The 270-nt window shown below is 40.4% G+C and carries 1 protein-coding gene; it reads left to right on the plus strand.

Annotation, left to right across the window (positions count from 1 at the left end; all coding sequences use genetic code 11):
• Positions 1-270 (plus strand): TolC family protein (locus AAEY88_RS13795; protein WP_350563296.1); only part of this gene is annotated, 270 nt, incomplete at both ends.

The raw sequence follows: 270 nt of genomic DNA on the forward strand, positions 1-270 counted from the left end.
TCGTAGCGTTACCAAAAACGTGCGTAATAACTTTAACAACGTGAATGCGTCTATCAGTTCAATCAAAGCGTATGAGCAATCAGTTATTTCATCTGAAAGCGCGCTAAAAGCAACCCAAGCTGGTTTTGAAGTGGGTACGCGTACAATTGTTGATGTGCTAAACCGTACACGTGACTTATATGATTCAAAGCGTCAACTATCTGAAGCTCGTTATGGTTATATTAACTCTATATTAGCGCTTAAACAGGCTGCGGGTACGTTGAATGAAGA

Origin of the sequence: Psychrobacter sp. CAL346-MNA-CIBAN-0220 (assembly GCF_040309805.1) — a bacterium.
In the GTDB taxonomy this organism is placed as follows: domain Bacteria; phylum Pseudomonadota; class Gammaproteobacteria; order Pseudomonadales; family Moraxellaceae; genus Psychrobacter.